This is a genomic window from Streptomyces sp. NPDC048416 (assembly GCF_043200435.1).
In the GTDB taxonomy this organism is placed as follows: Bacteria; Actinomycetota; Actinomycetes; order Streptomycetales; family Streptomycetaceae; genus Streptomyces.
The window spans coordinates 1-6,965 of the sequence record NZ_JBICXU010000067.1 but is presented as its reverse complement, the minus strand read 5'-3'; the positions used below and the strand labels follow the sequence as shown (position 1 = coordinate 6,965).

Here is a 6,965-nt window from a genome sequence, read left to right as displayed (position 1 = left end):
TAGCGGAGCTATCGGGGCGTTTCGGCAACGCCGCGAGGTGCCGTGCCAGGCGCCGCACCCCCGGCCATGATCCACCAGACACCCCCTAGGGCAGCGGCCGGTGGCCGGGTGCGGCGGGCGCGTCCGCCACCTCCCGGCGGAACAGTGCGGCCCAGAGGAACGGGACACCGAAGAGCGGCGACTCGGGCGTCTCCTCCCGCATGCGGCGCAGGTCGACCTCCGCGAGATCGGAGAAGATCCAGCGCAGCGCCTCAGGCGTGTAGGCGAGCCCGCCCTGCAAGTCGCGTTGACGGTAGAGGTCCATGTCGGTGAGCTCGGACCCCATGCCCTGCTCTCCGGCGGCGAAGCAGGTGAGCGCGAGGTGGCCGCCGGGGGCCAGGACGCGTTCGAGGAACGCCAGGTAACTGACGCGGCGGTGCGGCGCCAGGTGGTGGAAGCACCCCGAATCGACGACCAGATCGTAGGGGCCGCTCACTTCGGGCGTCGTGAAGGCGTCGCCGCGACGGAAACGGACGTCGAGCCCGGCTTCGCGCGCCCGGGCCTCGGCCCAGGCGACGGCGACAGGGGAGACATCGACCGCGTCCACCTCGAAACCGAGCGCCGCCAGGTGGAGCGCGTTGCGGCCCGCACCGCACCCCAGATCGAGAGCCCGGCCCGGGGTGATCAGACCCTGGTCGAGATAGGAGACCAGGGTTTCGTCCGGCTTCGCCACAAAGAACGGGACCGGCTTCGAGCGGTCCGCGTAAAAGCCGTTCCAGAAGTCCTGGCCATCGCCGGTCGCCAAGCGACCCGCCTCGGGTTCGGACGCGAAGAGCCCGTCCAGCAGCGCGAGAACGTCTTCGACAGTGCGTATGGCCCGGTCCATCCGGCCCCCCTTTCCGCAGGGCTCCACCCTAGGATTCGGCACCACAAAACACCAGGTCAGGGCCTATGCGGGGGAGCCGGGAACGGGCTGCTGCGGGCCCGTCGCAAAGGCCGGGCATGTCTGGCTCCCAGCCGTCGTCCGCCGCCCGCTCAGGGGCCCCCGGGGGTCATGCGGAGGTGGTTCTCGCTCGCGCGTGACCGACTGTTTCCACGGATTCCGCTTCCTGCGGGTCGGCCTCCTGGACACTGCCGTTGGCGGCGGGGGTGCGGCTCGCCGACGCGCCCGTGGGGGTGTTACAGTGACCGTCCATAGCGCAACTCCGTGAGCACCACGTCACCGTAGGCATCCCGCTGTTCACCGCCGTCGAGTGCGTAGCCGGAACGCTCGTAGAACCGGCGTGCCGTCCGGTTGCCGCTGAGCACCCACAGCGCCACCAAGCCGAACCCCTCTGCCCCGGCGCGATCGTGGACCGCGTCCAGCAGCGCACGGCCGACCCCATGACCGATCAGGTCCGGCCGGACATAGAGGGCGTACACTTCACCCGCCCGCACCGCGGGCCCGTACGCCTCGCTCATGCGCGACTCGGCGCCCGCCTCCCGGTAGGGTCCGCAACTCACCCAGCCCACGGGACCGGCGCCGGCATCGGCCACGAGGTCGAAACCCCGACGGCGGGGGTCGCGGAACCAGGCGCGGCGTCGGCGCGCGTCGTCCTCGACCGTCATGCCGTCTAGGAAGGACCGCGGGACCATCCCCGCATACGCCGTCTGCCAGCCCCGCACCCGTATGTCGGACACGGCCTCGACATCGGCTTCCGTCATGTCGCGCACCCACACCATCGGGCCACCGTAGGCCGCGGAAGCCGCCCCCAGCACCGTATTTTCGCCCGGCAGGTGGCATCGGGTCGGGTCACGGTCGTCACTCCTCGGGTTCCGGCAGGCGCATGACCTGGCGGACCCGGATGCGCATACGGCGAAGGTCGGGGAAGCGCTGCCGCTGCTCCCGCGACTGCCGGTCGAGCTCCTCCACCAGACGCTGGGAACGCTTCTCCACGTCGAGTTCGTTGAGGATCCGGTCGACCTCCGCGAGCAGCGCCCCGTGCAGCTGCCACTGTCGGGGATGGCGCTGCACCTGCGCGAGCAACAGGTCGGCGACCCGGTCGCGGCTGGCGCGACCGGCCGTCAGCTCCTGCGCCAGCCGCTCCTCGGCCTGCTCGGCATTGGTGCTGACCTGAGTGGTGATCAGCACCGCGAAGCTCTCGACGGCCCGGGCCATGTGGGCGAAGACGTCCCGCAGGGCGAGCCCGATGTCCGGCTCGAAGAGGTGTTCCTCCGTACGTTCCTTGGCGAGGTCGGTGAGCGAGCGGCACACCACGCGCAGCACCACCGCCGAGATCTCCAGGGTGTCGAGCCCGGTACGCAGCACCACCCGCGAAAGCAGCCCCTCCTTGACGCGCGGATTGAACCGAAGGCTGTCCTCGGCCTGCCGCAGGGAGACGTCCACTTGGACGATGTCGTGATCGAGCCGGCGCGCCTCGTGCAGGCGGGCCGCCGCCCTGGCCACCGGGGTGTGTCCGCCGACTTCGTCCCCCAGATCCATGAGCAACCGCCGCATCCGCGCGGCAAGCTCCTCGATGGCTCCGCCGGCGGACTCCACCCACACCGGCGGGGCGAGCAGGACATTGAACAGCATGCCGACACCGGCACCGATCAGGGTCTCCAGGACGCGGTCCCACGCGGTCGCCGACACCCGGGTCACCCCCAGGACGAGCATCGCGCTGATCGCCACCTCGGGGACGAACTCACCGACCTTGACGAAGCGCCCGACCACGAGCGCCGCCAGGATGATCAGCCCCAGACTCCACCAGGTCAGACCCACGAGAGCGCTGAAGCCGACGGCGAGCAGCACACCCACCACGACGGAGTTCACCCTGCGCACGGCGGTGACCAGCGTGGTGTAGAGGGTCACCTGCACCACGAGCAGGGCGGTCAGCGGCGCGGTGAGGGGCGCGGGTTCACTGCTCAGGCGCAAGGCCACCACGTAGGAAATCACCGCGGCCGCCGTGGAGCGCAGGGTCTGCACCACCGCGGGCTCACGGCGGCGACGCGCGAAATCGCGCAGGGGATGAGTGAAATCGAGCAGAGGATGAGTGAACTCCCGCATCATCCACCTCTTCCCGCTCAGCAGGATTCACACACGGAGAGCGGGCCGAAGCGCCGTCCGGACCAACGACCCGTTGCGTCGTCGGGGCACGTGAAGCCGGTGGAGGTGGTAGAGGCGGTGGCAGGGGGTACGGGGCGTGGCATGGGATCTTTGAGTTCGCCGGTGCTGTTGGCGCTGTTCGTCGCCAGTGCGGCAGTGATTTGGTATGCGGGCATCAAGCTGTCGGACACGACGGACGTCCTGTCCGAACGGCTCCATCTGGGCAGCGCGCTGGGCGGGCTCATCATGCTGGCCATCGCGACGAACCTGCCGGAGCTGGCCATCACCGCGAGCGCCGCCATGGACGGACAGCTCGATGTCGCGGTGGGGAACATCCTGGGCGGGATCGCCCTCCAGACCGTGGTTCTGGTGGTGTTGGACATCGCTGGGGTGCGCCCGCGCGCCCCGCTGACCCGGCTGGCGGCCAGTCTCGTCCTGGTCCTCGAAGGCGTACTGGTGATGGTGGTGCTGGCGGTCGTTGTCATGGGCACCCAGCTGCCGAGCGACCTGTCCTTCGCCCGGCTCGACCCCGCTTCCCTGGCCATCAGCGTGCTCTGGATCGTCGGCCTGGTACTGCTCAACAGGGCGGGCAAGGGCCTGTCGTGGCACGAAGGCGGCGACGCGCCCGGCGCCCAGCCCGAGCCGCGCGGCCATTCCAAGGGCAAGAAGGAGAAGTCGGCCACCGACAAGGGCATCGGCACCGCCCGGGCCGCGATCGTGTTCGGCGCCGCCGCTGCGGCGACCCTGGTGGCCGGTGTGGTCATCGAGCGCACCGGTGAGGAGTTCTTCGGCCGGCAGGGCCTGTCCGGCGTCCTGTTCGGCGCCACCGTACTGGCCGCCGCGACCTCGCTGCCCGAGATCAGCACAGGCCTGACGTCCACCAAACTGGGTGACTACCAACTGGCCATCAGCGACATCTTCGGTGGCAACGCGTTCCTGCCGGTGCTGTTCCTGCTGGCCACCCTCATCTCCGGCAAGCCGGTCCTGCCCGCCGCGCACCACACCGACATCTACCTCACCGCGCTCGGCGTCGTCCTGACCGCCGTGTATGTCGCGGGGCTGGTCTTCCGCCCCCGTCGCCAGTACCTGCGGATGGGCGTGGACAGCCTGGCCGTCCTACTCCTGTACGCCGCCGGCATCGCCGGACTCGCCACGATCAGCGGCTGACGACGCGTCACGCGCTCACCCACCGGCGCAGACGTCGAGCGGACACCGACGGAATCCGCCGGACGCGTCCAGGGGCGCCGGTATGCGGGACCCGTGAACGGACCGGTGGCGTCGAGTCCGTAAAGTAGCCGCATGTCAGAAGCCTCCCCCCTGATACGAAGCCTGCGCGCGGCTGTCGACGCGGCACCCGCCGACGTGCCGCTCCGGCTGCACCTGGCCGACCTGTTGCTGGACGCCGGGCACCAGGACGAGGCGGTCACGGAAGCGGCCATCGCGTTGCAGCACGCGCCGGGTGACGGCCAGGCAAGGGCATTGATGGCGCGCGCCATGGGGGCCACCGCCCCCGCCGCCCAAACACCGGGTCCTGCGCTTCCGCGGGATGCGGCGACCCCGCCGACGGAGCCTGTGCAGTCGCGGGATGCGGCGACCCGGCCGACGGAGCCCACGCTTCCGCTGGGCGCGGCAACCCCGCCGGCCGAGCCTGCGCTTCCGCAGGACGCGGCAACCCCGTCGGCCGAGTCCAAGGCCGACAGCACCTTCAACTGGGGCGCCGCCGCCGACCAGATCAAGGACGTCCTTCCGCCCCGCTTCGTGGAAGGACCCCTCACCACCGACGGCAGCGGCGATCCCGAGGATGCTCCCGCCTGGGACGTCGACGCCCCGGGCGCCGTACGTCTGGCCGACGTCGGCGGCATGCGGGAGGTCAAGGACCGCCTGGAAGCCGCCTTCCTCGCGCCGCTGCGCAACCCCGAGCTGCGCAAGCTGTACGGCAAGAGCCTGCGCGGCGGCCTCCTCCTCTATGGGCCTCCCGGCTGCGGCAAGACCTTCGTGGCACGCGCCGTCGCGGGCGAGCTGGGTGCCAGCTTCCTGTCCGTGTCGGTCAACGACGTGCTCGACATGTGGATGGGCAACTCCGAGCGCAACATGCACGAACTCTTCGAGACCGCCCGCCGCCAGGCGCCCTGCGTCGTGTTCCTCGACGAGCTCGACGCCCTGGGCGGCAAGCGCAGCCGCACGCAGAGCGCGGGCATGCGCAACACCGTCAACCAGCTCCTGACCGAGCTCGACGGCATCAACGCCGCCGCCAACGAAGGCGTCTTCGTACTCGCCGCGACGAATGTCCCCTGGGACGTCGACATCGCGCTGCGTCGACCCGGCCGCTTCGACCGCACGCTCCTCGTGCTGCCCCCGGACGCACCGGCACGCGAGACGATTCTCCGCTACCACCTGCGTGAACGCCCCATCGAGAAGGTCGACTTGGGCAAGCTGGTCAAGCTGACCGACGGCCTGTCCGGTGCCGACCTGGCCCATCTGTGCGAGTCCGCGGCGGAGATGGCACTCCTCGATTCGGTGCGCACCGGCGTCGTCCGCATGATCGGCATGAAGGACCTGCTCGGTGCCGCCAAGCAGACGGTGCCCTCGACGGAGCCCTGGTTCGCCTCGGCGCGCAACGTGGCGATGTACGCCAACGACGGCGGTATGTACGACGACCTGGTCGCCTATCTCAAGAAGAGGCGGAAGCTGTGACCACGCTGCACCCGACCGTCGAACGGGCCCAAGCCCTGATCGAGTTCGAACGTTACGACCAGGCCCTGGAGCTGCTGGGCCGCCACCTCGCCGAGGATCCCGGGGACGTACGCGCCTGGGTCAAGATCGGTTACTGCCGTTTCCATACCGAGGGACCGCGGCAGGCGAAGGAGGCGGCCGACGAAGCCCTCAAACTGGACCCCGAGGACTACGGCGCGCTGATGCTGCGCGCCCGGGCGATCGTGGACGACGGTGGCTGGCTCGTCGTCGAACCCGTACTGCGTGAGGCGGTCCGCGTGGCTCCCGAGGAGTCCTACCCCCGTGCCATGCTCGCGGACGCCATGTGGCGCTCCGCGTTGGTCACACACGCACGGAACACGGGCCCGGGAAAGCTCAGTTACGCCGAAATCGATCGTGTCACCGCCGAGGCGGCCAACGTGGTCATGGAGGCACTGCGACTGGGCCCCGAGGACCTCTACGCCCACGAGATCGCGCAGCGCATCGCCGAGGCGGCGGGCAACGGCACCGTCTCCGACCAGCTCGACGAGGCCATTCTCCGCATCGACCCCACGCACTCCGAAGCCCTCGGCCGCCAGACGAAGAAGGCCGCGGAGGCGCCGGGCGTGAACGCCGTACAGGCCGCCGAGCTGTACGCGGGCGCGCTGGCCGGCCGGCCCGACTCTCCCGGGATGCGGCAGCAGCTCGACCGCGCCACCTACCGCCTCCTGCGTGGCACCCGATGGTTGGCTCTGCTCTGCCTGGTCACGGCGGGCGCCATGATCAACCTGTTTCCCTCGGACGACCACCCGGCCCCCGAACTGCCCATACCCATCGGCCAGCGCCTGTGGTCCGTTGTGATCATGGGGGCGATCTGGGGCTTCGGCGCCTGGCGCCGCTACCACAAGCTCCGCGCCGGGGTGCAGCTCAACGTCCGCTCGCTGATCCGTCGCGGTCGCTGGGCCCGCGTCGTGCTGGCGCAGTCGGGCTGGGCCATGCTCTGCGCCCTGCTGGTCGCCGGGCCTCCCTGGACGACCCTGGCCACGCCACGCCTCCTGTTCTGGGCCGGGCTCGTACCCGTGGTGGCCACCATCTGGTTCGACAAGAAGAAGGCACGCTAGGGGGTGTCTGGTGGATCAGGGTCGGTCAGGGTGCGGCGCCTGGTGCGGTGCATCGCAAGGCGCCGGAACGTCGTGATAGCGGAGCTATC

6 protein-coding genes are annotated in these 6,965 nt (G+C 70.3%); 3 read left to right on the top strand and 3 right to left on the bottom strand.

Translation table 11 applies throughout. The features are described 5' to 3' along the window. Positions 1-85: 85 nt before the first annotated feature. From ACGFW5_RS35225 to ACGFW5_RS35215, 3 genes are all read right to left on the bottom strand, one after another. Positions 86-865: a class I SAM-dependent methyltransferase gene (locus ACGFW5_RS35225; RefSeq protein ID WP_393838441.1), complete on the bottom strand. Its 780-nt coding sequence runs from the start codon at positions 863-865 to the stop codon at positions 86-88. 293 nt (positions 866-1,158) lie between these two features. After that, entirely contained in the window at positions 1,159-1,683 is a 525-nt protein-coding gene (locus tag ACGFW5_RS35220; protein ID WP_393838440.1) for a GNAT family N-acetyltransferase, read from the bottom strand. A gap of 97 nt (positions 1,684-1,780) precedes the next feature. Next, the gene (locus tag ACGFW5_RS35215; RefSeq protein WP_393838439.1) at positions 1,781-3,025 is read right to left on the bottom strand and encodes an aromatic acid exporter family protein; all 1,245 of its coding nucleotides are present in this window, start codon (positions 3,023-3,025) and stop codon (positions 1,781-1,783) included. Between the two features lie 141 nt (positions 3,026-3,166). On the opposite strand from ACGFW5_RS35215, the gene ACGFW5_RS35210 reads away from it, so the two are divergent. The 3 genes from ACGFW5_RS35210 (at position 3,167) to ACGFW5_RS35200 (ending at position 6,876) form a co-directional block, all read left to right on the top strand. Continuing rightward, complete coding sequence (locus ACGFW5_RS35210; RefSeq protein WP_393838438.1) at positions 3,167-4,231, top strand: sodium:calcium antiporter; 1,065 nt, start codon at positions 3,167-3,169, stop codon at positions 4,229-4,231. Between the two features lie 132 nt (positions 4,232-4,363). After that, on the top strand, positions 4,364-5,758 hold the full coding sequence (locus ACGFW5_RS35205) for an AAA family ATPase (protein WP_393838437.1): 1,395 nt from the start codon (positions 4,364-4,366) through the stop codon (positions 5,756-5,758). Next, a complete protein-coding gene (locus ACGFW5_RS35200) occupies positions 5,755-6,876 on the top strand; it encodes a tetratricopeptide repeat protein (protein WP_393838436.1) in 1,122 nt (373 codons plus the stop codon). The genes ACGFW5_RS35205 and ACGFW5_RS35200 overlap by 4 nt, the downstream gene beginning before the upstream one ends. The last annotated feature ends 89 nt before the right edge of the window (positions 6,877-6,965 follow it).